The 21788-nt window shown below is 74.4% G+C and carries 23 protein-coding genes; 8 read left to right on the forward strand and 15 right to left on the reverse strand.

Going from position 1 to position 21788, the window contains the following annotated elements; translation table 11 throughout:
* Window position 1 precedes the first annotated feature (1 nt).
* Genes EV684_RS09340 through tssJ form a run of 4 tightly spaced genes read right to left on the reverse strand, consistent with a single transcriptional unit; the run spans window position 2 to window position 5392 of the window.
* Complete coding sequence (locus tag EV684_RS09340; RefSeq protein ID WP_132646495.1) at window positions 2-2749, reverse strand: type VI secretion system Vgr family protein; 2748 nt, start codon at window positions 2747-2749, stop codon at window positions 2-4.
* A complete protein-coding gene (locus EV684_RS09345) occupies window positions 2746-3486 on the reverse strand; it encodes a DotU family type IV/VI secretion system protein (RefSeq protein ID WP_132646497.1) in 741 nt (246 codons plus the stop codon). Before EV684_RS09345 ends, EV684_RS09340 begins: the two co-directional genes overlap by 4 nt.
* 3 nt (window positions 3487-3489) lie before the next feature.
* Window positions 3490-4815: a type VI secretion system baseplate subunit TssK gene (tssK, locus tag EV684_RS09350; protein WP_132646499.1), complete on the reverse strand. Its 1326-nt coding sequence runs from the start codon at window positions 4813-4815 to the stop codon at window positions 3490-3492.
* Between the two features lie 16 nt (window positions 4816-4831).
* Window positions 4832-5392: a type VI secretion system lipoprotein TssJ gene (gene tssJ / locus EV684_RS09355; protein ID WP_132646501.1), complete on the reverse strand. Its 561-nt coding sequence runs from the start codon at window positions 5390-5392 to the stop codon at window positions 4832-4834.
* 149 nt (window positions 5393-5541) lie between these two features.
* Between tssJ and EV684_RS09360 the strand changes: the two genes are divergently transcribed.
* From EV684_RS09360 to EV684_RS09395, 8 genes are read left to right on the forward strand one after another with little or no spacing between them, the layout of a single operon-like run.
* Window positions 5542-6267: a tetratricopeptide repeat protein gene (locus tag EV684_RS09360; RefSeq protein WP_132646503.1), complete on the forward strand. Its 726-nt coding sequence runs from the start codon at window positions 5542-5544 to the stop codon at window positions 6265-6267.
* 40 nt (window positions 6268-6307) lie between these two features.
* Window positions 6308-6838 carry a type VI secretion system contractile sheath small subunit gene (gene tssB, locus EV684_RS09365; protein WP_132646505.1) on the forward strand — a complete coding sequence of 177 codons (531 nt, stop codon included), beginning with the start codon at window positions 6308-6310 and terminating at the stop codon, window positions 6836-6838.
* 5 nt (window positions 6839-6843) lie between these two features.
* Window positions 6844-8316 (forward strand): type VI secretion system contractile sheath large subunit, encoded by a 1473-nt coding sequence (gene tssC, locus EV684_RS09370; protein ID WP_132646507.1) that lies wholly within the window; start codon window positions 6844-6846, stop codon window positions 8314-8316.
* A 21-nt stretch (window positions 8317-8337) separates the two neighbouring features.
* Window positions 8338-8856 (forward strand): Hcp family type VI secretion system effector, encoded by a 519-nt coding sequence (locus tag EV684_RS09375; RefSeq protein ID WP_132646509.1) that lies wholly within the window; start codon window positions 8338-8340, stop codon window positions 8854-8856.
* Between the two features lie 7 nt (window positions 8857-8863).
* Window positions 8864-9319, forward strand: coding sequence for a type VI secretion system baseplate subunit TssE (gene tssE, locus EV684_RS09380; RefSeq protein WP_132646511.1), 456 nt, complete (start codon window positions 8864-8866; stop codon window positions 9317-9319).
* Window positions 9320-9321: 2 nt separating this feature from the next.
* On the forward strand, window positions 9322-11157 hold the full coding sequence (gene tssF, locus EV684_RS09385; protein ID WP_132646513.1) for a type VI secretion system baseplate subunit TssF: 1836 nt from the start codon (window positions 9322-9324) through the stop codon (window positions 11155-11157).
* A 24-nt stretch (window positions 11158-11181) separates the two neighbouring features.
* Complete coding sequence (gene tssG, locus EV684_RS09390) at window positions 11182-12159, forward strand: type VI secretion system baseplate subunit TssG (RefSeq protein WP_132646515.1); 978 nt, start codon at window positions 11182-11184, stop codon at window positions 12157-12159.
* Window positions 12156-14747 (forward strand): type VI secretion system Vgr family protein, encoded by a 2592-nt coding sequence (locus tag EV684_RS09395; RefSeq protein ID WP_132646517.1) that lies wholly within the window; start codon window positions 12156-12158, stop codon window positions 14745-14747. Before tssG ends, EV684_RS09395 begins: the two co-directional genes overlap by 4 nt.
* Before the next feature lie 16 nt (window positions 14748-14763).
* Here the strand turns inward: EV684_RS09395 and EV684_RS09400 are convergent, their stop codons facing one another.
* The 11 genes from EV684_RS09400 to EV684_RS09450 form a co-directional block, all read right to left on the reverse strand.
* Window positions 14764-15057, reverse strand: a complete 294-nt coding sequence (locus EV684_RS09400; protein ID WP_132646519.1) for a cyd operon YbgE family protein — start codon at window positions 15055-15057, stop codon at window positions 14764-14766.
* On the reverse strand, window positions 15038-15157 hold the full coding sequence (gene cydX / locus EV684_RS09405; RefSeq protein WP_132646521.1) for a cytochrome bd-I oxidase subunit CydX: 120 nt from the start codon (window positions 15155-15157) through the stop codon (window positions 15038-15040). Before cydX ends, EV684_RS09400 begins: the two co-directional genes overlap by 20 nt.
* A gap of 20 nt (window positions 15158-15177) precedes the next feature.
* Entirely contained in the window at window positions 15178-16320 is a 1143-nt protein-coding gene (cydB, locus tag EV684_RS09410) for a cytochrome d ubiquinol oxidase subunit II (RefSeq protein ID WP_132646523.1), read from the reverse strand.
* An 11-nt stretch (window positions 16321-16331) separates the two neighbouring features.
* Window positions 16332-17885 (reverse strand): cytochrome ubiquinol oxidase subunit I, encoded by a 1554-nt coding sequence (locus EV684_RS09415; protein WP_132646525.1) that lies wholly within the window; start codon window positions 17883-17885, stop codon window positions 16332-16334.
* Window positions 17882-18106: a cytochrome oxidase putative small subunit CydP gene (cydP, locus tag EV684_RS24670; RefSeq protein ID WP_132646527.1), complete on the reverse strand. Its 225-nt coding sequence runs from the start codon at window positions 18104-18106 to the stop codon at window positions 17882-17884. The genes EV684_RS09415 and cydP overlap by 4 nt, the downstream gene beginning before the upstream one ends.
* Entirely contained in the window at window positions 18087-18389 is a 303-nt protein-coding gene (locus EV684_RS09425; RefSeq protein ID WP_132646529.1) for a hypothetical protein, read from the reverse strand. Before EV684_RS09425 ends, cydP begins: the two co-directional genes overlap by 20 nt.
* A gap of 79 nt (window positions 18390-18468) precedes the next feature.
* Window positions 18469-18852 carry a DUF2946 domain-containing protein gene (locus tag EV684_RS09430; RefSeq protein ID WP_132646531.1) on the reverse strand — a complete coding sequence of 128 codons (384 nt, stop codon included), beginning with the start codon at window positions 18850-18852 and terminating at the stop codon, window positions 18469-18471.
* Window positions 18853-18972: 120 nt separating this feature from the next.
* Window positions 18973-19419, reverse strand: coding sequence for a thioredoxin family protein (locus EV684_RS09435; RefSeq protein ID WP_165908446.1), 447 nt, complete (start codon window positions 19417-19419; stop codon window positions 18973-18975).
* A 29-nt stretch (window positions 19420-19448) separates the two neighbouring features.
* On the reverse strand, window positions 19449-19760 hold the full coding sequence (locus tag EV684_RS09440; RefSeq protein ID WP_165908447.1) for a DUF3325 domain-containing protein: 312 nt from the start codon (window positions 19758-19760) through the stop codon (window positions 19449-19451).
* Window positions 19753-21420 carry a PepSY-associated TM helix domain-containing protein gene (locus EV684_RS09445; protein WP_132646533.1) on the reverse strand — a complete coding sequence of 556 codons (1668 nt, stop codon included), beginning with the start codon at window positions 21418-21420 and terminating at the stop codon, window positions 19753-19755. Before EV684_RS09445 ends, EV684_RS09440 begins: the two co-directional genes overlap by 8 nt.
* Before the next feature lie 11 nt (window positions 21421-21431).
* Window positions 21432-21734 carry an iron uptake protein gene (locus EV684_RS09450; protein WP_132646535.1) on the reverse strand — a complete coding sequence of 101 codons (303 nt, stop codon included), beginning with the start codon at window positions 21732-21734 and terminating at the stop codon, window positions 21432-21434.
* Window positions 21735-21788: the final 54 nt, after the last annotated feature.

Raw genomic sequence — 21788 nt, forward strand, 5'->3', positions numbered from 1 at the left:
CTCAGCCGAGCCGGGCGCGCAGCGCCTGCACGAGTTCCGACAGCGGGGGCCAGGGGGCGGCCGCGAGGGGCTCGCGTGGCTCGTAGTCGACCCGCACGACGCGCTCGGGCACCGCTTCGTGGCGCGCATGGCCCTGGGCGTCGAGCCGTCCTTCGACCGTGCCACCGCCTTCGAAGTGGATGACGTAGCGCTGGCCGGCGAACGCCTGGCCGTCGGCGTCGTGGTGCTCGATCTCGATCCAGTTGGGTTGCGCCTGCGTGCACTGCTGCGGCAAGGCCGGCCGCGGCGCCTGCACCCGGCCCGGGCCGGGAAAACGGTGTGCGGCCGCGGCCAGCGTCAGCGTGCCGGGCGTCGTGATGTGGACGTCGGCCCCGTCGAGCACGATGCTGGAGCCGCCGCCGCGCAGCACCAGCCGGCGCCGTGCCACCAGGCGCAGTTCGCCACCCTGCGCGTGTACGCGCACCGCGCCTTGCGCCCGCAGGGCCAGCGTGCCGCCATGCGCACGCACCGCTGCGTCGCCGCGCGCGGCCACGAGGCTGGCGTCGCCGGAGCAGGCGAGCAGCTGCAGCGCGGCGCCTGCCACCAGCGCCGCGTCCTGCCCGGCGCTCTCGTGGCAGTCGGCGCCGACGACACCGGCCAGGTCGGCAGCGGCCGTGTGCACGATCTCCGCGCCGCTGGACAGCGCCAGCGTGGCACCGGACGCCAGCGCGAGCCAGGCGTCGGCCGCCTGCGGCGCCGCCTGGCCGTCCGGCGGCGCCGCCCCCGGCCGCTGCAAGGCCTGCACACCCGCAGAGAACACATCGCCCGCGCCCAGCGCCGCCGGAAAGGGGCACGGTGCCGCCTGCAAGCTGCGCTGCAAGGCCAGAGCCGACGCCTGGGCCCGGTCGAGCCGGGCGCTGGCCTCGGCGGCGTCCATCTGGCAGCCTTCGCAGGAGCCGCCGCGGGCGTGCCGGGCGTGGGTGGACAGCAGCAGGCCGCCGGCGGCCCGCAGCGTCACGCGCCCGGCGGTTGCGGCTTCGAAGCCGGCGCCGCGCGCGGCCCCACGCGACGTGCTGCCGCTGCCCTGCGCCACCAGCCATCCGAGGCCCAGTTCGGCCGCCAGCGGCAGAGTGGCAAGGCGTGTGCGCAGCTGTCCGGTGGTGTCGTCGAGCACCCATTCGCCCGAGGCCCCGGCGCCCGGTGCCAGACAGGCGCTGAGCACGCCGGACAGCGCCGAAGCGGCGTACGGCGGCCGGTCGCGGCCGTTGAACAGCGCACCGAGCACGACCGGGCGGTCGAGGTCGCCATCGAGATGGCCCACCAGCACTTCGGCCCCCACACGCGGCACGAACGCCGCGCCCCAGCCGCTGCCGGCGGCAGGCTGGACGACGCGCACCCAGGCGCCGCCACGTCGCCCGGCGGGCTGACGCAAGGGCCACGGCTGCTGCATCACGCCGTCCGCGGCCGTGTCGACATCGGCATCGGCCTGCCAGGCATGGCGAAGCTTGACGCGCAAGGCGCCGTCGGTCATCGGCCAGGCGTGTTCGACGCCGACGACGGTGGCCGTCTGCAGGCCAGGCGCCGTCGGCCGACGCGGCGCTGGCGGGGCCACGGGCAGCTCGGCCGGCACGGCGTCGAAACGGTTGCGATAGCGGCCGGCTTCGAGCTCGGCGTCGGCCAGCGTGCGCGCCAGGCCCGGGCCGAGTGCGTTGGCGGCCTCGTGCTGCACACGTAGCAGCAGCAGGCGGCGCGGGGGGCCGGGCAGGTCCTCCAGCGTGAACACCGCGCCGGCTGCCAGGTGGCGCACGCTGCCGCCCCCCTGGACCAGATGGCGGCGCAGATCGAAGTGGCGCAGCCGGCGCTCGGCGCACGCGGCGGCGGCCTGACGGTCGGCAAAACGGTCGACGCCCTGGCCGTCGTAGTGCTCCAGCCGCGGCCCGGGCGCGGTCTCGGACTCGCGGCACGCGGCGTGGCCGCCGCGCACGCCTGGGGCCCAGGAGCCGACGGTGACACGCGCCGGGGCACCGAACCGGTGCTCGGCGAACGCACTGACCGCGTCGCGCTGGCCCGGCAGCACCGCGGTCGGGTGTTCGGCGGCGAAACGCGCCGTCCCGAGGTCCACCCGCGTGGCGGCCTCGTCGGCGACGACCAGGCGGTGGCGCCAGCGTGCCGACTCCGCCTCGGCCGCGCCGAGGGCCTCGAAGTGCCAGCTCCAGCCTTCCTCGGCCATCAGCCGGGTGCAGAACTCCCAGTCGGTCTCGGCGTACTGCGTGCACGAGGCACGGCGCGCCGGCTCGCCCGACAGGGCCAGGCGCCAGCAGGCGCCGGGCACGGCGCGAAAGACACGTTCCAGGATCTCGGCGGCCGTCCTGTCCTCGTGACGCACGCAGTCGTGGCGCCGCTGCAGCAGGGTGGTCCAGGGACGCAACTCCAGCCGCCAGCGCACACCCGGGCCGGCGCGGCCGACACGCGTGGTCTCGACCGCGAGCCCGAACCAGCGGCGCTCTTCGCCATCGGCCTGGCGCAGGTGCACACCGACCTCCAGGCCGAGCAGCAGGTCGATCTCGGCGTCGGCCGCGGCAAGCGCGTCCACCCGCAGCACGAAGCCGTCGCCCAGGGCCTCGTCGGCGACGAGCCGTTCGGCCAGCATCGCGGCGCAGCCGGCCGGCGTCTCCAGGCGCAGCAGGCGCCCGTGGAGCGACCAGCCGCAGACCGTGTCGTCGAAAGCGGCCGCAACGCTGCCGGTCACGGCGCCGGTGAAGCTGCTCACGGCCAGGTGACCGTCAGCCGGGCGGGCTCGGGCAGCGGCTGCACGACGGCCGGAACCTGCGCCAGCTCATGCTCCGTCCGGTGCACGAGATGCAGGTGCAGCCCCGCCCACGCCAGCAGCACCAGCCCCGCCAGCACCGCCGCCACGGCCCAGCCCGGCACCTGGCGGCGCAGCCGGTGCACGACGTGGTCGGGCGCCTGCGCCCGCGGCGCGAAAGGCGCTCGGCCGCCGCGCCAGCGCAGGATCTCGTCGCCCAGCCGCTGCAGCAGCCAGGAGCGCGCCTCGGGCGGCTGGAACGCGTAGCGGCCCTGATAGCCCAGCAGCAGACACATCCGGAACACCTCGAGCACGGCCAGGTGCCTCGGGCCCTGCTCGCGCAGGCGCTCCAGGTGCTCGAAGAAACGCTCTCCGGCCAGGGTCTCGTCGAAGAGTTCGTGCTGGAGCGGGCGCTGCAGCCAGGCCTCGCGCAAGGGCCCCGGCGTGCCCAGCGCCAGTTCGTCGGCCAGCGCGGCAAACGCGAAACAGGCCAGCCGGACGTCCTCGGCGTCGAGGCCGAGCCTGCGCGCCTGCGCCTGCACGCCGCCCAGCCAGTCGCACAACGCCCGCCGGAACGCCGTGCCATCGGCGGGGCCGCAGCCGCGGCGCACCAGCAGCAGCGCGTAGAAACCTTCGTGCAGCAGGTCGAGCAGGTCGCGGCCGGGCGGCGAGGCGACTGCTTCGGCGGTGCCCGCGTCCATCGTTCAGCCGGCCAGCACGTGAAGCGCCAGCCGCAGCTGCGGCAGGCCCTCGGGCACGTGCACCGCGAGCGCGCGCGCGTCGAGCAGGCGCTGGTACCACGGCCCCAGCGGCTCGACGAGGAAACAGCAGGCCCCCGGTGGCAGCGGCAGACCCGGTGGCAGCTGCGCCGCGTGCACCAGGCGCACGCCGGCCACCGCGGAATGCACGAGGCGCTCGAGGTCATCCGGCGCGCCGAGCTTCAGGCGCGCCGGCACGGCCTCGATCAGTGCCGACAGCGGCATCTCGGCCTGCGCCGACAGGTACAGCGCCGCGCCGGGGCCGGGTTCGGCGGCGTCCAGCCGCGCGAGCTGCCAGGACGGGCGCGTCGCGTCCAGGCGCAGCGTCGTGCAGCGCCTGGGCACGGCGGCGTCCAGCAACTCCCGCAGCAAGGCTTCGAGCGCCTGGAAGCCGGCCGCCGCGGCCACATGCCCATAAGCCGGCAGCTCGGCCAGCGAGCGCCCGGGCACGAAGGCGACCAGCGCGCCGGCCAGTTCGAGCATCACGCCGAACAGGCTGTCCGGCGTGGCGGACGGGCCCAGGTGCGACAGCCGGGCGTAGGCGGCGCAGCAGATCTGCAGCAGACGCGAGGCGGGGCCGTCGGCGGGGTGGCCGATGACGCCCTGGCCCTCGGCGCCCGGGCCGCTGCCCTGCAACGCCGCGACCTTGGCACGCAGCCGGTCGAGCAGACGGCGCTGCAGCGCCTGCAGCGCCGGCACCGCACACAGCACCAGCGCCGGCGGAACGAAGGTGGGGTCGAGCTCGAAACCGCCGGCGGCTCGGCGGCGCAGGCGCAGCAGCGGCAGGCCGGTGCCGGTGTCGCCGGCCGGCTGCAGGCGGGGCCGGCGACGCAGCACGACGAGCTCGGCCTCGGGTGCGCCGGTGAACCAGTCGGTGGCACTCAGCACGTGCGCCCCGTAGCGTGCGCCGACACGCCGGTCCTCGCCCGCGGCGTGGTTGGCGGCGTCGGCTCGGAACGGTTCGAGCACGACCTCCCAGACGGCCGGGGCGGCAGCGCCCGGTTCCAGCGCCACCGGCTCGGGCAGTTCGTCGTCGCGCGGAGCGCAGACGAACTCGCCGTCGGGCATCACGGCGCGCAGCGTGTGCACCCGCAGCAGGCCGGCAGCGAGCGCGTCCTCGTCGACCTCGAGCGCGGCCAGCCCCCAGGCGTGCGGCAGCAGCCAGTGCATCGCCTGCGCCAGCCGGGCCTCGTGGTAGGCGTCCTGGCGCTGGAAATGCTGCGGCCGCAGGAACAGGCCTTCGCCCCAGAGGATCTTGGCGGACGCGATCATGGCAGCCCCGTGGCGGTCAGTCGGTGGAGGGGCAGCGCAAGTCGCCCAGGCGGTCGGCGCCGGCCGGGGCCTGCCAGGCGGTGCCGGAGGCGATGACGAGCGCGCAGCGGTGCAGCGACAGCCGGATCGGCTGCATCGCCGGCAGCGGAAACACCAGCTTCCAGCGCCCGGGCGCCGGGGCGCGGAACAAGGCCACGACACCCAGTGCCCGTGCACCCGCGGGGGCACGCTCGCGCAGCGTCACGCTGCGCCCGGGTGCGACGACGAGTTCACGCGCGCCGTCGCCGCCCGCCAGGCGTTCGTACGGGGCCCGCTGGAACGCCGCCGGATCGTCGAGCCAGCGCAGCTGCACGACCGCCGGCACCGCCACGCCGTCGGCCGCGGCGTTGAGCAGAGGGCTCGCGTGGAGTTCGAGCACCGTCTCCGCCGGCGGCGGGGGCGCCACCGGGGCCAGGCCCAACGCGGCCAGGGCCCGCGTCGTCCAAGGCGCGGGCGCCTCACCCGGGGCGGCGCAACCGCACAGCAGGCAGGACAGCAGGCAGGACGGCAGCGTGGACAGGAAGGCGTGGATGCGCATCGCGGGACCTCGTGGTGTGCCATTGCAGCGCGCCACGGCGCCGGTGCACGCCCCCCGCGTGGGCGGCCCGTGAGGGGGAGTCGGCGCGCCCCACGGCCTCCTAGAGTGCCCGGCATCGGTCTCGCACCGCCGCCCCGGAGGTCGCCCTCATGTTCAGCACGCCCCCGCCCGCTTCGCCCGGCGCCCTTGCCGCCGGCCTGTTCGCCGTCGTGTCGCTGCTCGGCGCCTGTGCGTCGCCCCCGGCCCAACCGAGTGCGCCGCTGCCGCTGGCCGAGCAGCTGCGCCAGGCCGAGGTGGCACGCGCCGAAGGCGTGCCGGGCCAGGCGCGCAGCCTGTGGCTGCAGGCCGCCCGCGACCACCCGACGAGCAAGCAGCCCTGGCTGCAGCTGGCCGACGACCACGTGCGCGCCGGCGAGCACGGCGGCGCCATCGCCGCCGCCCAGGAGGCCGTGCAGCGCGACCCGCTGGACCGCGAGGCCCAGAGCATCCTGGCGCTCAGTGGCCTGCGCATCGCCACCGTGGCGCTGGCCGGCCTGCGCGAGCACCCCGAGGGCCTGCCCGGCACGACCCGCGGCGAAGCGAGCGCGCTGACACGCCTGCTGAGAGAGTCGCTGGGCGAGCCGGCGCCGCCCGTGGCACCGGCCGCGCCGCCACCCAAGGCCCGCACCCGCGGCACGCGCCCCGCGGCCGCGCCACAGCCAGCCGCGGCTAAGCCCGCCGCACCAGCTCCGGCCGCACCCGCTCCGGCGCCAGCAGCACCGGCCGCACCGGCCGCAGCGGCACTTCGCAGCACCGTCGTGCTGCCTGCCGCCGTGCCCGGCCGGCCACCGGCGGCGGCCGTGCCAGCGCCCAACCCCTTCGACCGCCTGCGCTGAACGCGCCCGCCCCGACACGCAGCTTCTGCGAGGAGTCCACATGCCCCGATACGACAGCATCCAGTCGCGGCTGGAAACGGTACGCCCACCGCGCGTGCGCCTGACCTACGACGTCCAGGTCGGCGACGCGATCGAACACAAGGAACTGCCCTTCGTCGTCGGCGTTCTCGGCGACTTCAGCGGCGCCGACGGCGGCACCGCGGCAGAGCGGCCCCGGCTGAAGGACCGCCGATTCGTCCCGGTGGACGTCGACAACTTCGACGAGGTGCTGCGCGGCATCGCGCCGTCGCTGCGCCTGCGCGTGGCCGACCGGCTGTCGGCCCAGGTCGGCGGCCCCGGCGGCGAACTCGGCGTGGAGCTGCGCTTCGAGCGCCTGGAAGACTTCCGCCCGGAGTCGGTCGTGCGCCAGGTCGAGCCGCTGCGCCGGCTGCTCGAAGCGCGCACGCGGCTGGCCGACCTGCGCAACAAGATGGCCGGCAACGAACGTCTCGAAGAGCTGCTGGTGCATGCACTGCGTGAACCGGCGACGCTGGTGGCGATCGGCCACGACGCCCCGGCGGCATCGGAGTGAGCACCATGGAAGACGCCGTCCTGACGCCGGTCACCGCCCCGCCCCGCGACCTGCTCGACCGCATCGTGCTCGACAGCCGCGTCGCACGCGGCGACGCCGAACACGGCCGCGCCCGCGACCTGATCGTGCATCTCGCGCACGAGGTGCACGCCGGCACGGTGGCGGTGTCCGAGAACCTCGGCGTCGCGCTCGACGCACGCATCGCCGAACTCGACGAGCTGATCTCGGCCCAGCTCGACGAAGTGCTGCACCACCCCCGCTTCCAGCGCCTGGAGGCGGCCTGGACCGGCCTGCACTACCTCTGCCGACACGCCGCCGGCGGGCCGCAGCAGAAGATCGCGCTCTTCGACGCCACCCGGCACGAGCTGGTGCGCGACTTCTCCACCGCGATCGACTTCGACCAGTCGGCGCTGTTCCGCAAGGTCTACGAGGAGGCCTTCGGCAGCTTCGGCGGTGCGCCCTTCGGCGCGCTCGTGGGCGACTACGAGTTCGGCCGCGGCGCCGAGGATCTCTACCTCGTCGAGCAGATGTCGCACGTCGCCGCGGCGGCCCACGCACCGTTCCTGGCCGCCGCGGCGCCCGAGCTGCTGGGGCTCGAGGACTTCACCGCGATCGGCCGCCCACGCGACCTGGCCAAGGTCTTCGACACCGCCGAGTACGCGCGCTGGAAGAGCCTGCGCGCCAGCGAAGACGCGCGCTACGTCGGCCTGGTGCTGCCCCGTTTCCTCGGCCGGCTGCCCTACGACGCACGCCACGGCCGTTCGGTCGAAGGTTTCAACTACGTCGAACGCGTGGACGGCAGTGAGCACGCTCGCTACCTCTGGGTCAACGCCGCGTTCGCGCTCGCGGCGCGTCTGAACGCGGCCTTCGCGTCCTACGGCTGGTGCGCGGCGATCCGCGGCGTCGAAGGCGGCGGCCTGGTCGAAGGGCTGCCCACGCATGCCTACCGCACCGACGACGGCGAACGCGCGCTGAAGTGCCCCACCGAGGTCGCGATCACCGACCGGCGCGAGAAGGAACTGGCCGACCTCGGCTTCATCCCGCTGGTGCACTGCCGCAACACCGACTACGCGGCCTTCTTCGCGGTGCAGTCGGTGCACCGGCCGCGGCGTTACGACAGCGACGCCGCCAACGCCAACGCGGCGCTGGCGGCCCAGCTGCAATACGTCTTCAGCGTCTGCCGCATCGCCCACTACCTGAAGGCGATGATGCGCGAGAAGGTCGGCAGCTTCGCCTCGGCGGCCAACGTCGAGGAGTTCCTCAACCGCTGGATCCGCCAGTACGTCGTCGAGGACGACGGCGCGACCCAGGAGACCAAGGCCGCCTACCCGCTGCGCGAGGCGAGCGTGCAGGTCAGCGAGATGCCCGGCCGCGCCGGCGCCTACCGCGCGGTCGCCTTCGTGCGGCCGCACTTCCAGCTCGACGAACTGACGGTCTCGCTGCGCCTGGTCGCCGACCTCGCGCCGCGTGCCGCCTGAACCCACCCACGGAGCACGTTCATGAAGGACATCTACGTCAAGTTCGAAGGCGCCAGCGAACTGCAGGGCGACAGCAGCGACAGCCGGCACACGCAGGAGATCGAGGTCTCGGCCTTTCGCCACCGGGTGTTCCAGCCCAAGTCCTCGACGGCTTCGTCGGCCGGCGGGCACACGGCCGAACGCACCGAACACGGCGAGATGCTGTTCACCAAGCTGATCGACCGCGCCACGCCCAAGCTGCTGCGTGCGGCCTCGGCCGGCACCGTCTATCCGAAGGTGCAGGTCACCTTCTACCGCGCCTACGGCGGCAAGAACGCGACGGCGACCTCGCAGACGCGCATCGACTACTTCCGCATCGCGCTCGAGGACGTGGTCGTGTCCTCGGTCGAGACCAGCGTCGACGGCTCGGAACTGCCCTGCGAGACCTTCGGCCTGCGCTACGGCAAGGTGGCCTGGGAGTACAAGCAGCACAAGCTCGACGGCTCGGCCACCAGCACCGGCGTCGCCGGCTGGGACCTGCGCCGCAACGTCGCCGTCTGAGGCCGGCATGCGCCCACCGTCGCTGCTCGATGCGCTGCTTGGTGATGCCGGGCCTTGCGGAGCCGCTGCCGCGGACGACACGCTGCCGCAGCGGCTGGCGCGGGATCTCGAGCGGCTGCTCAACACCCGCTGCGCCTGGACACCCGAGCAGCTGGCGCCGTGGCCTCGAAGCGCGCGCTCGGTGCTGGCCTTCGGCCTGGCCGAAGGCGCGGGCCCGGGAGCCGACGGCGCCGAAGCGCTGCGGCGGGTTGCCGAACGCATCCGCCAGAGTCTCGCCGCACACGAACCGCGCCTGGCCGAGGTGCGCGTGGCCCCGCGACCGGGCGCCGGGCGGATGCCGGGCTTCAGGATCGAGGCTGCGCTGCGCCGCGGCGCACACACCGCCGGCCTGTGTTTCGAAGCCGAACTCGGCGCCGGCACGCGCCACTACCGCGTCAGGCCCGCCACCGGGCCGGCCGCCTGACGATGCAGGCGCTGCTGCCGCACTACGAGCGCGAGCTCGCCTGGTTCGACGAGGCGTCCAAGGCCTTCGCGCGGCGTTACCCGCGCATCGCCGGCCGGCTGGCCGCCGGCGGCGAGCTCGCCCAGGACCCGCACGTCGAGCGCCTGATCCAGGCCTTTTCGCTGCTGGCCGCCCGGCTGCACCGGCGCCTGGACGAAGACCTTCCGCGCATGGCCGAAACGCTGCTCGAACTGCTGCACCCGCTGGCGCTGCGCCCGTTTCCTTCCTGCAGCATCGTGCGCTTCGACGCGGCGCGCAGCCTGGCGCAGCTGAGCACGGCGCGGCGCATCCCGCGTGGCACGCTGCTGCACAGCACGCCGGTGCAGGGCGTGAGCTGCCGCTTCACCACCGCCTACGAGCTGGCCCTGGCGCCGCTGCGCGTGGCCGCGGCGGCAATCGGGCCACCCGCCAGGCCGGGCCTGCCGGCGGGCGCGGCGGCGGCCTGGTTCTCGGTGCGGCTGGAACTGCTGTCGCCCGCGGCGCAATGGGCGACGCTGGACCTGCCCTGCCTGCGCCTGTTCCTGGACCTGCAGCCCTCGCAGGCCGCGGCGCTGCGCGAGGCGCTGTTCGAGCGGGTGCGCGGTGTCTGGCTCGACGACGGGAACGGCGCCGCGCGGCCGGTGGCCGGCGCCGCACCGCGGCCTGTGGGCCTGGCCGACGACGAGGCGCTGCTCGACGGTGCCCCGCGCGAGCGCGGCGCCGAGCGGCTGCTGGCCGAGTACTTCGCGTTTCCGTGCAAGTTCGACTTCGTCGACCTGCCCCTGCCGGCCGCGCTGCGGCACGGCCAGAGCCGCAGCGTCACGCTGCACTACGCGCTGGCCGAGCGCCCGCGTGCACGTGCCGCCGGCTGGCCCGAGCTGGAGGGCATCGGCGCCGGACAGCTGCTGCCGGGCTGCACGCCGGTGGTCAATGCCTTCCGCCAGCGCGCCGAACCGATCCGCGTGACCCAGGCGCGCGAAGCCTATCCGGTGGTCGTCGACGCACGCCACCCCGGGGCCTACGAGGTGCTGCGCGTCGACCGGGTACGCCGCATCCGCCAGGACGCACGCGGCGCGGCCTTCGAGGACCTGCCACCGCTGTACTCGCTGCGCCACGCGTCGGCCACCGCGGCGGGCAGCTCCGACAGCTGCTTCTGGAGCCTGCGCCGCGACGCCGAACGCGCCGAGCTGGCGCCCGGCCACGAGGCCGAGCTGACGCTGGTGGACATGCGCCTGGATCCCGCGCTGGCTGCGGCCGAGACCTTGTCGGTGGACGTGACCGCAGGCAACCGCGACCTGCCGTCGCAGCTGCCGCTGGGGCGCCCCGGCGGCGACCTGCAGGCCGACGACGGTGGGCTGGCCGAGCAGATCGTGCTGTTGCGGCGGCCGACGCCGGGTTCCCGGCCGGTGCGCCTGGCCGATGCACCGTGGCGGCTGGTGTCGCTGCTGGCGCTGGACCGCTGCGCGGCTGCCGACGGCCTCGAACGCCTGCGCGAGTGGCTGGCGCTGCACGATCCCGGCAGCGACGCCTCGGGGCGGGGCCTCGCGTCCAGCCTGCTGAGCGCCGAGCGGCGGCCGGCACTGGCCTGGCTGCCCGGGCCGCCGGCGCCCTGCCTGGTGCGCGGCAGCGAGATCCGGCTCGTCGTCGACGAGGCCGCGTTCGTCGGCTCGGGCGTGGGCCTGTTCGGGCGTTTGCTGGCCCACGCGCTGGCGCTGCGTGCGCCGGTCAACGGCTTCACGCGGCTGACGCTGCACTCGGGCGCCGACGGGGCGCTGCTGTACGACGGCGGGCTGCCGCGGGCGCAGCCGGCAGCGGCCTGAAGCGGCGCCGGGGACTGCGACACGATGACCCGCTCACCGATCGAACGTCTGCTGGCCGAGCCAGGCGCCTTCGCGCCGTATCCGGCCCTGCGTCTGCTGCGCCGCTGGCTCGCCGACGAGGACCCGCGGACCTCGCGGCGCGTGCGCAGCCGCACGAACCCCTCGCTGTCGCCGTCCCCCGGCGAGATCGAATCGCTGCGGCTGCTGCCGGCGGCGTCTGGCGAGGCGCCGGCCGTCGAACTGGTCGCGGCCTTGGGATCGCTGCTGGGGGTGCACGGGGCGCTGCCGCTGCTCTACACCGAGACCCTGCTCGAGCGCCGCGACCCGCAGGCCCTGGCCTTCGTCGACCTGTTCCAGCAGCGGCTGGGCGCGCTGGGCGAACAGGTCTGGCGCCACGGCCGCCTGGCGATGGGGGCCGAGGCCGCGTCGGGCGACCGGCTCCTGTCGGTGCTGCTGGCGCTCGGTGGGCGTGGCGCCGCGCCCGGGCTGGCACCGCCGGCGCTGGCGTTCCATGCCGGCGCGCTGGCCTCGGGCCGGCCGTCGGCGGCCACGATCCAAGCCGTGCTGGGGCACTACTTCGACACGCGCGTGGACCTCGAACCCTGGCAGGGACGCTGGCACCCCCTGCCCGAAGGCGCGCAGGCGCGGCTGGGGCTGCGTGCCGTCACGCCGGGCCACGACGCGACCGTCGGGGCCCGCGTCTGGCAGCGCGACCTGTGCGTGCGGCTGCGGCTCGGGCCGCTGGCACGCGCGCGTTTCGACGCGCTGCTGCCCGGCGGGAGCGGGGCCCGCGCGCTGCAGGCCTGGTGGCAGGCCCTGGTCGGCGACACGCTGTGCGCCGAGCTGCGCCTCGTGCTGCGCGCCGAAGACGTCGTCACGGCCACGCTGGGCGCCGCCGCCGGCGCACGCCTCGGCCTGGACGCCTTCCTGCCGTCGTCGAGACTGGCGCAGGATCGCGACGACGCCGGCTACCGGCTCGGCGGCATCGGCGACGCACGATGACGGCGCTGTCGCAGCACGGCCGCCTGCTGCGGCTGCACACCGCGCTCGGCCCCGAACGCCTGGTCGTGCACGACGCCACGATCTGGGAGTCGATCGGCCCCGGAAACGATCCGGACCTGGAGCCGCCGCCGCGACTGGCCCATCCGGCCGGCGGCGGCGAGCACGAGGCGGCGGTGGGTTTCTGCATCGAGATCGTGGCGCTGGCCGCCGACCGGGCGCTGGACCTGAGCACGCTGCCCGCAAGCCCGGCGCTGCTGGAGATGCAACTGCCCGACGGCACGCAGCGCCCCTTCCACGGCCTGGTCAGCGAAGCCGGCTGGGTGGGCGGCGACGGCGGCCTGGCGCAGGTGCGGCTGCTGCTCGAACCCTGGCTGGCCTGGCTGCGCCACACCCGCGAGGCCTGGGTGTTCCACGAGGCCGACGTCGTCGAGATCGTCGAGCAGGTCTTCACGCGCCAGCGCCCGGGCTGGCAGCCGCCGGCCTGGCGCTGGGACCTCGCCGAAGCGGCGGCCCTGCCGCGGCGCGGCTGCTGCGTGCAGGCGCACGAGTCCGACCTCGCGTTCGTCGAACGGCTGCTGCTCGAAGAAGGCCTGTGCCACTGGTTCGAACACGAGGCCGATCCGCAGGCGCCTGGCCTGGGCCGGCATCGCCTCGTCATCGCCGACCACGCCGGGGCCTTTGCGACGAACCCGCAGCCCCATGTGCGCCTGGCCCCGGGCGGCGGCGGGCCGGGTGAAGACCTGTTGACGAGCTGGAGCACCCGCCACCGCCTGGGTTGCACGGCGCTGCGCTGGGCCAGCCGAGACGACCGCAGCACCCGGCTGCGGCCGGTGACCGCCGGCACCCAGGGCAGCCCGGGCACGCCGCGGCTGGAAGGTGTCGACGTGGCCGAAGGCTATGCCTATCCGACGCGGGAGCACGGCGAACGCCGTGTGCGCGACCGGCTGGACGCGCTGGCCGCCGCCGCAACGCGCTGCCATGCGCGTGGCCGCTGGCGCCAGGCGGCCGCGGGCACGAGCTTCACGCTCTGCGATCACCCTCGGCAGCGCGGGCAGGAGGCACCGCGAGATCGCTTCGTCGTCACCGCGTCCTGGCATCGTGTACACAACGATCTGCCCACCGGCGCGCCGGCCACCCGTCGGGCCGACGCCGGGCCGGGGCATCGCTGCGAGCTGCTGGCCCGTCCGGCGGCGCTGGCGCCGCGGCCGCTGGCGCTGGACGAGTCCGGCCGCCCCGAGCTGCGCGTCGTGGGCAGCGGCGACACCGCGGGGCCCACCAGCGCCCTCGTCGTCGGCGACGGCAGCCCGGTGACGACCGACCGCGACCACCGCGTGCAGCTGCAGTACGCCTGGCAGCGCGGGCGGCACTCCGCCCTCGGCCTGGCGTCGCCGCACGGCGACAACGCCAGCGCCGCGGCCCGCACCGGCGGCTGGGTGCGAGTGGCCACCCCGGTGGCCGGCGACGACTGGGGCGGCGTGCATCCGCCTCGCGCGGGCCAGGAAGCACTGCTGGCCTTCGTCGGCGGGCGGCAGGACCGTGCGCTGGTTCTGGGAGTGCTGTACGGCACCTCGGCCGACGAAGCCGGCGTCGGCACTGGGGGCACGACCCCACCCTGGCGGCCCGAGCCGGCCGCCGGCGATCCGGCGCCCGGGCCGGCGAATGACGGCCGGTTTGCCGGCTGGCGCAGCCGCAGGCTGCAGGCCAGCGGCGCCGCCGCCGGCGACGGCAACCAGCTGGTATTCGACGACAGCCCCGGCGCCGAGCGTGTCGAACTCTCGAGCGACGCCGCCACCACGCGGCTGCAGCTCGGGCGGCTGCGGCACCAGCAGGACGGCCGGCCGCTGGTGCCTCGGGGTGAAGGCCTGGACCTGCGCACCGCCGCCTGGGGTGCGCTGCGCGCCGGCGCCGGCCTGCTGCTGAGCGCGCATGCCCGTCCGGGCAGCCAGGAGGCCGGCCAGCAGCTGGACGCCGAGGAAACCACCGCGCGCCTGCAGGCGGCGCAGACGATCGCCGGGCAGCTGGGCCAGGAGGCGGCGGCTCACGCCGCCGGGCCGGCGCCGGTGCCGACGCTGGACGCCCTGTGCACCCGCCTGGCCACCGCCGCTCGGGCCGCGCCGGTGGCCTGGACACAGCCCGACCTGCTGCTCGCGGCGCCGGGCGGCGTGCTGCTGGGCTGCTCGGGCCACCGCGCCGACGCGGTGGACGGCAGCGCCGAACGTGTCGCCGGGCGGCTGCAGCACCTGGCCGGCCGCGACCTCGGCCTGGTGGCCGGCCGCGGACTGCAGTGTTTCGCTGCCGGCCACATGGCGCCGGGCGCGGCCGTCCTGCCGACGCTGTGCCTGCACGCGGCCCAGGGCCCGGTAACGCTCGAACTGGCTCGTGAAGCGCGGCTGCAGGCCAGCGGCGACGTGCGCCTCGCTTCCAGCGAAGACTCGCTGGAACTGGCCGGTGCACAAGGCCTCGTGATCGAGGCCGGCGGCGCGACACTGCATCTGGGGCCGCAGGGGGTGCGGCTCGGGGCAAGCGGCGCGGTGGTGCTCGGCGGCGCCCCGGTGCGCTTCGAGGCGCCTGGCACGGCGCCGCCCTGAAGCGGCACGCCCGGGCTCAGGAGACGAAACGCAGCGTGGCCGCCAGCGCCAGCGCCACCAGAACCGCCCAGCCCGAGAACAGCCAGCGCCAGAGCACGAAACGCGGCACGAAACCGACGCCGCGCACCAGGCCGGCGCTCATCGCCCACAGCAGCGCCATCGCCAGGCCGTGGTCGGCACGGCCGGCGGCGTCGGCCAGCAGCGGCGGGTAGACCGAGCCGCCGAACATCAGCACCAGCCCGACCAGCAGGCAGGGCCCGTGCAGGCGCGGCCGCGCCGCGCCTGCCGGCTCACTGGCCGCCGTCTTCATGGGCCCGGGCACGCGCTTCCTCGTGCTCGCCCCACATCGCGTTCATCACCGCCAGCAGGATCGCGAAACCGACCCCCAGCATCCAGGTGAAGTACCACATGGCTCGTTCCTTTCGTGCCTTCAGTAGGCGCTGTGCGTGTTGGCGCGGATCTGCTCGACGGTGACCTTGCCGCGCATCACGCGGTAGGCCCAGCCGGTGTAGAAGACGATCAGCGGCATGAAGATCAGCGTCGCCCAGAACATCAGCGACAGCGTCAGGTGGCTGGAGACGCTGTCCCAGACGGTCAGGCTGGCCGAGGGCGTGGTCGAAGAGGGCATGACGAACGGAAACATCGCCGCGCCCGCGGTGCCGATGACGCCGGCCAGCGCCAGCGACGAGGCGACGAAAGCCGTCAGCGTGCGCCGCGCCGCCACCAGGGCCGCGGCGGCCAGCGCGCCGGCGATGCCCAGCGCCGGCAGCACCCAGATCGCCGGCTGGCGCTCGTAGTTGATCCACCAGGCGCCGGCGTCGCGCAGCACGGTCTTGGCCAGCGGGTCGGGCAAGGCCGCCGGGTCCAGCGCCGAGCTGATCGCATAGCCCTCGATGCCGCCCCAGCGCAGCCAGGCGCCGGCGGCGACGAAGCCGACGACCGTCAGCACCGCCGCGCCCACCGCCGCCTTCACCGCCCTCGCCTGGATCGCGCCTTCGGTGCGGTGCGCCAGGTAGACGCCGCCGTGCATCGTGATCATCGCGCTGGAGACCCCGCCGGCCAGCAGCGCGAACGGGTTCAGCAACTGCCAGAAGCTGCCGGTGTAGGTCGGCACCAGGAAGCGGTCGAAGTGGAAAGGCACGCCCTGCAGCAGGTTGCCGAAGGCGACGCCGAAGATCAGCGGCGGCACCGCACCGCCGACGAACAGCCCCCAGTCCCAGGTGCGGCGCCAGGCCGGATGGGCGATCTTGCTGCGGTAGTCGAAACCCACCGGGCGGAAGAACAGCGCCCACAGCACCGCCAGCATGGCCCAGTAGAAACCGCTGAAGGCGCTGGCGTAGACCAGCGGCCAGGCGGCGAAGATCGCGCCGCCGCCGGTGATGAACCACACCTGGTTGCCGTCCCAGTGCGGGCCGACGGTGTTGATGACGACGCGGCGCTCGTCGTCGCCCTTGCCGACGAAGGGCAGCAGCGTGCCCACGCCCATGTCGTGGCCGTCCATGATGGCGAAGCCGACGAGCAGCACGCCCACCAGCACCCACCAGATGATTTTCAGGGTCGGATAGTCGAACACGTGTCGCTCCTTCAGGCGTGCGTGGGTTCCATCGCGTAGCGGCCGGTGCCCAGGCTGCCCGGGCCCTGGCGCGCGAACTTGACCATCAGATAGACCTCGACGACGAGCAGCAGCGTGTAGAAGCCGATGAAGCCGGCCAGCGAGCCGTACAGGCTCTGCACGCTGAGCGTCGAGACGCTCAGGTGCGTGGGCAGCACGCCGTAGATCGTCCAGGGCTGGCGGCCGTACTCGGCGACGTACCAGCCCAGTTCGCAGGCCAGCCAGGGCGCCGGCAGCATCAGCAGCGCCCAGCGCAGCAGCCAGCGGCGGTCGAAACGCCCGCGCACGGTGGACCAGAACGCCAGCGCGAACAGCGCCAGCATCAGGAAACCCAGCCCGACCATCGCGCGAAAGCTCCAGAACAGCGGCGCCACGCGCGGCACGGTGTCGTCGACGGCACGCTCGATCATCTCGGGCGTCGCCGCGCGAACGTCGGTGGTGTACTTCTTCAGCAGCAGGCCGAAGCCGAGGTCGGCCTGGTGGCGCTCCAGCGCCGCGCGCGCGGCCTCGTCGCCGCGGTCGGCGCGCAGCGCCTCCAGCGCCGCGACGGCCTCGATGCCGGCGACGATGCGCTGCCGGTTGTGGGCCTTGATCTCGCCGATGCCGGGGATCTGCTTGTCCAGCGAGCGCGTGCCGATCAGGCCCATGACCCACGGGATCTCGACTTCCCAGGTGTTGCGCTCGCCGGCCTCGTCGATGCCGGCGGCGAGCTTCAGGCCCGCGGGCGCGGGCTCGGTCTGCCACATCGCCTCGATCGCCGCCATCTTGGTCTGCTGCGCCTCGCCGACGGTGTAGCCGCTCTCGTCGCCGAGCACGATCACCGAGCAGACGCTGGCCAGGCCGAAAGCCGCGGCGACGCGGAAGCTGCGCTTGGCGAACTCGATGTCCCGGCCCTTGAGCAGGTACCAGGCGCTGACCGACAGCACGAACATCGCCCCGGTGACGTAGCCGGCCGAGACCGTGTGCACGAACTTGGCCTGGGCGTCGGGGTTGAAGACGATGGCCCAGAAGTCGGTCATCTCCATGCGCATCGTCTGCCAGTTGAACTCGGCGCCCACCGGGTTCTGCATCCAGCCATTGGCCACCAGGATCCACAGCGCGCTGAGGTTGGTGCCGATGGCCATCAGCAGCGTCACCATCAGGTGCTGGGCCTTCGTCAGCCGGTCCCAGCCGAAGAAGAACAGGCCGATGAAGGTGCTCTCCAGGAAGAAGGCCATCAGGCCCTCGATGGCCAGCGGCGCGCCGAAGATGTCGCCGACGTAGTGCGAGTAGTAGGCCCAGTTCGTGCCGAACTGGAATTCGAGCGTGATGCCGGTGGTCACGCCGAGGGCGAAGTTGATGCCGAAGAGCTTGCCCCAGAAGCGGGTCATGTCCTTCCACACCGTCTTGCCGGTCATGACGAAGACGGTCTCCATGATGACCAGCATCCACACCATGCCCAGCGTCAGCGGCACGAAGAGGAAGTGGTACATGGCCGTCGCGGCGAACTGCAGCCGCGACAGGTCGACGAGTTGTTCGGATATCAAGGTCGTGCTCCTGCGCCGCCCGCGGGCGCCGGCGCCGTGACCCGCAGCGCGGCGGTGTCGGCGTCGACGTCCACCCGGGCGTCGCGTACGAAGAGCCACCACAGGCCGGCCAGCAGCACGAGCTTCACGAGCACGGCCAGGGCGAGGTGGCGGAGAAGGCGGTGGTCCGCGCCGGCGCGCCCGGTGCGCGCCGGGCGGGCCTCAGGGGCGCAGCTGCGCATGGCCGTCGGCGTCGAAGGACCAGGGCGGGGCCTGGTCGCGCGGGTCGGCGGCACGGCGCGGCACGGGTTCGGCCGCCGGCTCGAGGCGCGCCGGCGCGACCTCGGGCGATGCGGCGGCGACGGCCGGATGTTCGTCCGGCGGCAGCGCGTCGACCCAGCCGCCGCCCCACCACAGGGCCAGGCCCTGGAAGGCGGTGAGGCCGGCGACCAGCGCAACCGCCTGGCGACGAGGACGAGTTCGATCGGCGTCACGCTGAAGCGGACGCGGCTCAAGGCTTGTCACGGTGTTCTCCCGTGGACCGGGCGCGAGGCCCGGTGGTCGACGAGGCACCGCGCGTCGACCGACGCGCGGCGGCGAGCGCTCAGACCGGGAGCGGAGGTGCGCGTGGGTGCGCGTCGGGCCAGCCGGGTTCGGCCGGCAGCGGGGTCGCGGCCGGCGGCACCGGCAGCGGTCGGCGATCGGGCCCGGGCTGCACCGCCACCGGCGCCGGCAGCGGCGCCAGGTCGGCCGCCTGCACCGAGCAGTAGGCGCAGTGTTCCGCGAGCTGCAGCGCCGCCGGGGCGACCGGCTCGCCACCTTCGTCGATCAGGAGGCGCTTGGGGCCCTGGGCACCGCAGATCTCGACCCAGGACACGCCGCGCGCCGACTCCAGTGCATGCGAGACGGCGGGCGCCAGTGCCGCGAACAGCATCGCCAGGACGGCGACCCAGCTAGCACAACGGACCCGGGCGCGAAAGCGGAACATGTCAAGCCAGTATAGGCAGCCAGCCGTGATCCGGACGAATGTCTGACCAGGCTCAATGCCGCTGGCATGATACCCACAAGGGTATCGAATGTCACGATCCGCGGCGTCCTGCCGCGGGCCTCAGAAGCGGGCGCGGGCGGCGAAGAAGTCGTAGATGGCCCGGTCGTCCATCTGGCGCGCGTTGGCCAGCTCGCCGGCCTGGGTGACGTAGAGCACGCGGCCCTCGGGCGAGAGCACGGCCACCGCCGGGATGCCCTGCTTGAGCGGCACGCCGTAGCGCTCGGCGAGCGCGACGTTGCGGTCGAAGCGGCCGACGTCGACCTTGACGACCTTGAAGCGGCTGGCGATCAGCGGCGCCGCGGCGCCCTGCTTGAAGGCCATGTCCAGCACCTTGCAGTCGCCGCACCAGTTGGCGCCGAAGACGACCAGCACCGGCTGGCGCGTGCCGGCAGCGGCCTGCAGCGCCGCGGCGATCTGCGCCGGCGCGTCGGCCCGTTCGTCGTAGGCCGGCTCGGCCGCGGTGGCGGTGGCGGCCGCGAGGGCCAGGCAGGCAATCAGGCGTCGCATCGTGTTCACTCCCGGGGCGCGACTGTACGTCAGCGCCGCGCCGGCCAGGCCAGGCGCAGCAGCGCCGGCCGCCAGGCCAGCGCCAGCGCGACGGCCAGCGCGGCGCCGGCCAGCAGCATCAGCCAGACCAGCACCGCCATGCTCGGCGGGTCGGCGCGCAGGCAGGCCACCAGGGACAGCACCACCGCGGCGGCGCCCAGCAGGCGCAGCGCGCGCCGCGGCAGCGCCGCAGCACCGCCCTGCACACGCTCCCAGTGCTCGTCCATCGCCAGCGCCAGCCAGGCGAAACCCGCCAGCGCGCACAGCGTCGCGGCCACCAGCATCCACGCGGGCTCAGACATGGCCTGCCTCCACGACGGCATTCGGCACGGCGGCTTGCGCCGGCCGGCGACGCGACAGCCGCCGCGCGGCCCAGGCCGCGACGCCGGCCGACACCAGCAGCGCCAGGTCCAGCCCGGCCACCGGCCAGTAAGGCTCGGAGATCGTCTTCAGCAAATGGTCGCCGGTGGTGACGGCATTGAGCACGACGGCGGCCACGGCCAGCGCGGCGATCGCGATGCACTGCTCGCGCCAGGCCGGGTTGGGCCGCCCCAAGGCCACCGGCGCGCTGCGCCAGGCGGCGTGCAGCGCGGCCAGCGCCCAGGCGCCCCAGAACACCCCCTGCTCCCAGGTGCCGCGTGCCGGCAGGTCCTCGGGCAGCAGCCGGTTGGCGACGAGGATCGCCGCCGTCGCCACCAGCATGCCGGTGACGGTGGCCACCGCCAGCGCGTCGACGACGCGTGCGCCCTGGCCGCCGTCGCGGGCGTGCTGGCGCTTGCGCTTCTCGACGAAGAGCACGAAGCCGGTGGCGATGCAGACCGCACCCAGCAGCCCGCCCAGCACGTACAGCCAGCGCAGCAGCCAGTGGCGGAAGTGCTGCAGGTGCAGCCCGGTCAGGAACTCGTTGACGCTGTCCACGGCCGTGCGCGGCGGGTCCTCGCGCAGCAGCTCGCCGGTCGAGGCCTTGAAGTGCATGCCTTCGCCGGTCAGCGCGATGCGGTCGGTGCCGGCGCGGTAGATGCTGACGTAGCCGTTGGCGTCGCCGACGTGCTGCAGCCACAGGAAGCCCACCTCGCCGGCGCGCCCGCGTTCGGCCCAGCGCCGCTGCGCCTGGGCGACCATCGCGTCGACCGAGGCCAGCGGCGCGGCGACGCCGGCGCGCTCATGCGGCAGCCCGGTCTCGACGGCTTCGATGCGCTCGTGCATCTCGTGCAGTTCGTGCAGCTGGGTGTGGCCCACCGGGAAGTACAGCCCGGCGAAGATCACCAGCCCGGTGAAGGCGAAGAAGAAGTGGAAGGGCAGCGCCGCGACGCCGCTCAGGTTGTGCAGGTCCAGCGTCGAGCGGCCCAGGCTCTTCCAGGGGCGGAAGGTGAAGAACTCGCGGAACAGCCGGCGGTGCATGACGATGCCGCTGACCAGCGCCGCCAGCATCACCAGCGCCGCCAGGCCGACGATCCAGGTGCCCAGGTCCTTCCAGTGCAGGTTCAGGCTGTAGTGCAGCGGGTAGAAGAAGCGGCTGCCGATCTTCAGACGGTCGTCGCTCAGCAGCGCGCCGCTGCGCGGGTCGACGGTGCGCGTGCCCCAGACGAGCTGCTCGGGGTCGTGCGCGTTGGGCACCTCGTAGGAGGCGAAGACCGACAGCACCGGGTCGCGGTGCGTCGTGTACGCACCCCAGCTGGCGACGGTGTCCCAGCGTTCGGGCAGCGGGCCGTCGACCAGGCCGCGCAGCGCCTGCACGTTCTCGGCGTCGGGCTGCATCTGCTCGAAGATCGGCCGCAGCATGCGGTCGAAGGACGGCATCGGCTGGGCCTCGAAACGCGTCTGGGGAATCGCCCAGCGGTCGATCTCGCGGTCGAAGACCGACAGCGCGCCGAAGAAGAAGGCGACGGCGAGCACGTAACCCAGCACCAGACCGAACCAGGTGTGCAGCCAGGCCATCGCGAGGCGGAAGTTGGCGAACATCGGCGGCTCCTTCAGACCAGCAGCGACTGGATGAACGACGCCGCGCCAGCCAGCGCCGCGCCGCCGGCCAGCAGCACCGCCCAGACCCGCACCAGGCTGCGTGCCGCGATCGCCCACAGGAAAACGACGAGGTAGGCGACGAAGGCCAGCATCGCGCTCAGGTGTTCGGCGTCGTGGAAGTCCATGCCGGCGGCATAGAACCCGGCCAGTCCGAAGGCCGTAAGCCCCCAGCAGAAGGCGTAGCCGCCGACGACGGCGGCGAGCACGCGCGAAACGACTTGCACGCGGGAAGGAGATGCGAGGGTGGCGGCCATGCGGTGGATCCGGTCGGGTGCCGAGGGGCCGGCCGGCAAGGGGCGCCACCGCCC

Source organism: Rubrivivax gelatinosus (genome assembly GCF_004340905.1).
GTDB lineage: Bacteria > Pseudomonadota > Gammaproteobacteria > Burkholderiales > Burkholderiaceae_C > Rubrivivax > Rubrivivax gelatinosus.

What these genes read in the sequence shown, in the direction of transcription:
- tssB (WP_132646505.1), top strand. Translation starts at nt 6,308, where the DNA reads ATGCCCCGATACGACAGCATCCAGTCGCGGCTGGAAACGGTACGCCCA.
- EV684_RS09450 (WP_132646535.1), bottom strand. Translation starts at nt 21,734, where the DNA reads ATGGCCGCCACCCTCGCATCTCCTTCCCGCGTGCAAGTCGTTTCGCGC.
- tssJ (WP_132646501.1), bottom strand. Translation starts at nt 5,392, where the DNA reads ATGCGCATCCACGCCTTCCTGTCCACGCTGCCGTCCTGCCTGCTGTCC.
- EV684_RS09395 (WP_132646517.1), top strand. Translation starts at nt 12,156, where the DNA reads ATGACGGCGCTGTCGCAGCACGGCCGCCTGCTGCGGCTGCACACCGCG.
- tssG (WP_132646515.1), top strand. Translation starts at nt 11,182, where the DNA reads ATGACCCGCTCACCGATCGAACGTCTGCTGGCCGAGCCAGGCGCCTTC.
- cydX (WP_132646521.1), bottom strand. Translation starts at nt 15,157, where the DNA reads ATGTGGTACTTCACCTGGATGCTGGGGGTCGGTTTCGCGATCCTGCTG.
- tssF (WP_132646513.1), top strand. Translation starts at nt 9,322, where the DNA reads ATGCAGGCGCTGCTGCCGCACTACGAGCGCGAGCTCGCCTGGTTCGAC.
- EV684_RS09345 (WP_132646497.1), bottom strand. Translation starts at nt 3,486, where the DNA reads ATGGACGCGGGCACCGCCGAAGCAGTCGCCTCGCCGCCCGGCCGCGAC.
- EV684_RS09375 (WP_132646509.1), top strand. Translation starts at nt 8,338, where the DNA reads ATGAAGGACATCTACGTCAAGTTCGAAGGCGCCAGCGAACTGCAGGGC.
- EV684_RS09435 (WP_165908446.1), bottom strand. Translation starts at nt 19,419, where the DNA reads ATGCGACGCCTGATTGCCTGCCTGGCCCTCGCGGCCGCCACCGCCACC.
- cydP (WP_132646527.1), bottom strand. Translation starts at nt 18,106, where the DNA reads ATGCGCAGCTGCGCCCCTGAGGCCCGCCCGGCGCGCACCGGGCGCGCC.
- tssE (WP_132646511.1), top strand. Translation starts at nt 8,864, where the DNA reads ATGCGCCCACCGTCGCTGCTCGATGCGCTGCTTGGTGATGCCGGGCCT.
- EV684_RS09445 (WP_132646533.1), bottom strand. Translation starts at nt 21,420, where the DNA reads ATGTTCGCCAACTTCCGCCTCGCGATGGCCTGGCTGCACACCTGGTTC.
- EV684_RS09440 (WP_165908447.1), bottom strand. Translation starts at nt 19,760, where the DNA reads ATGTCTGAGCCCGCGTGGATGCTGGTGGCCGCGACGCTGTGCGCGCTG.
- tssK (WP_132646499.1), bottom strand. Translation starts at nt 4,815, where the DNA reads ATGATCGCGTCCGCCAAGATCCTCTGGGGCGAAGGCCTGTTCCTGCGG.
- EV684_RS09360 (WP_132646503.1), top strand. Translation starts at nt 5,542, where the DNA reads ATGTTCAGCACGCCCCCGCCCGCTTCGCCCGGCGCCCTTGCCGCCGGC.
- EV684_RS09430 (WP_132646531.1), bottom strand. Translation starts at nt 18,852, where the DNA reads ATGTTCCGCTTTCGCGCCCGGGTCCGTTGTGCTAGCTGGGTCGCCGTC.
- EV684_RS09400 (WP_132646519.1), bottom strand. Translation starts at nt 15,057, where the DNA reads ATGAAGACGGCGGCCAGTGAGCCGGCAGGCGCGGCGCGGCCGCGCCTG.
- tssC (WP_132646507.1), top strand. Translation starts at nt 6,844, where the DNA reads ATGGAAGACGCCGTCCTGACGCCGGTCACCGCCCCGCCCCGCGACCTG.